Annotated in this window: 2 protein-coding genes; both read right to left on the bottom strand. The window is 70.3% G+C overall.

From position 1 onward, the window contains the following. The coding region (locus tag ACFUEL_RS38960; RefSeq protein ID WP_380242838.1) for a carbohydrate-binding protein at window positions 1-239 on the bottom strand (239 nt) is incomplete at its 3' end. A gap of 388 nt (window positions 240-627) precedes the next feature. Beyond that, window positions 628-2,092: ABC transporter substrate-binding protein (locus ACFUEL_RS38955; protein WP_380242836.1), on the bottom strand; the 1,465-nt coding region annotated here is incomplete at its 5' end.

The raw sequence follows: 2,092 nt of genomic DNA, 5'->3' as shown, positions 1-2,092 counted from the left end.
GCGCCCTGGTCGGACCAGACGCCGGAGCCGCCGGTGCTCGGCGTCTCGCCCTGGGTCCACCACTTGGCGTTCCAGTTGTGCCCGTTGTACGAGGCCGACATGCCGCCGGTGTACACCTGCGACGCCGAGTACGGGGCCACGCAGGTTGCGGCCGCGGTCGACGTGGCGGGCAGCATGACGGCCAGGCCGGTCGCGGCCAGCGCGCCGGTCAGCAGTGCGGCGATCTTTTGCTTGTTCATGTGCCACTCCTCGTGGGGGAAGGACGGGGCGGGGCAGGGAACCCGCGGCGACTCAACTCCAAATGGTCCAGACCTGTCAATAGGTCGGGAAAGGAATGGTGAAATCGAACTGACGGAATGTCAGGAACCTTTACTGTCACTCCCGGTGCGGCGGCGCCCCCGCCCGAACCGTCGGTTCCGGTGCGTCCGACCGGCCCCCACCAGGGCGGACGCCGCGATCCACCGAAGCGGAACCCGATATTCAGCGGTATTCTCCGGCGGCCCGAGCGGAATGCGCGACGCCTTTCCGCCCGGCCCTATTGACGAGGTGGTCCAGACCTTTCTAGCCTTCCGGTGTGCACCGCGCCGTGCCGCCGTCCCCCTGCCGTCCCGCTGCCGTCAGTTGCCGTCAGTTGCCGTCGGAGACGCCCAGCGCCTGGATGTCGACGCCGCCGTAGGCGTCGGTGACGTAGACGTTGGTCAGGCGCGGGTTGCGGTAGTTCAGCGCGCGGGTGACGGAGTACGGCAGGTAGTAGGCGCCGTCGGTGACCTTGTGGTTGATCTTCTTGTAGAGGTCGGCGGCCTTGGCCGGGTCGGTCTGCGCCGCGGCCTGGTCGAACCACCCGTTGATCTCGGGGTCGTTGATGCCGGGCAGGTTGAAGTTGCCGGTGTCGTGGATCCGCCGGCCGTCGGTGAGTTCCCGGAGGAAGCCGCTGCCCGTCGGGTAGTCGGAGGTCCAGCCGGACATGATCAGCCCGTAGCCCTTGCTCTTGACGGTGCTCGGCGAGCCGATGGTGTCGAACGTCTTCGAGAGGTCGAAGGTCTCGACGGTGGCGTTGATGCCGACCGCCTTGAGCGAGTTCTGCAGGGCCGCCGCCGCGGCCTGCTCCTTGGGGTTGTTGCTGCGGGTGACCAGCGTGGTGGAGAACCCGGAGGGCTTGCCGCAGGCGGCGAGTTCGGACTTGGCCTTGGCCTGGTCGGGCCGGCCGGCCCTGAGGCCGTACGGGTCGTAGTCGTCCCAGCCGGTCGAGGTCGGCGGGAGCATCGAGCCGCTCGGCTCGCCGACCTCCGGGCCGCCGCGCGCGGTCTGCAGGGCGGTGGTGTCGGCCGCGTACAGCACCGCGTTGCGGCAGTGCTGGTTGTCGAACGGCGCGACCGCCGGAACGACGGCCACGTAGCGCAGCGTGCCGGTGGCCGGGTCGTCGGTGTTCGCCTTCAGGCCGGGGTCGGTGAGCACCCGGGCCCGGGCGGCGGGTTGCAGGCCGGCCTGCGACAGGTCGAGGTCGAGGTCGCCGGAGAGCAGTTGGGAGTCGATCTCGTCGGCGCTGGTGCTGACGGTCAGTCGGATCCGGTCCGGCAGCGCCTTGCGCAGCGGGTCGCTGCTCCGGTCCCAGGCGGGGTTGCGCTCGAGTTCGTAGCTCTTGCCGACCTGCACGGTGCGGAACTTGTACGGCCCCGAGGAGACCGGGTGCCGGGCGTACTCCTCGCGGGTGTTGGCGCTCTTCGGGACGGGCGCGGTGGCGCCCAGGGTCAGCAGGTAGCGGAAGTCGGCGTTCGGCTTGGCGAGGGTGAACACCAGGGTGAGGTCGTCCGGCGTGCGCACCGACTGCAGGCCCAGCTTGTCCGGGTCGCTGTCGCTGTACGGCCCCCGGTAGTTCTGGCCCTGGTCGAGCTCGTCGGCCAGCAGGGTCGGGCCGCCGCCCAGCACCTGCGGGTCGAAGGACCGCTCGATGCCGTACTTGACGTCCTTGGCGGTGATGGGCGTGCCGTCCTCGAACTTCAGCCCGGACCGCAGGCGGACGGTGTACGTCCTGCCGTCGGCGGAGACGTCCGGTGCGGCGGCGGCCAGGTCCGGCACCACGGCGGTGCCGGCC

Origin of the sequence: Kitasatospora sp. NPDC057198 (genome assembly GCF_042670125.1) — a bacterium.
Classification (GTDB): Bacteria; Actinomycetota; Actinomycetes; order Streptomycetales; family Streptomycetaceae; genus Kitasatospora.
This window is presented reverse-complemented; position numbering and strand designations above follow the sequence as displayed.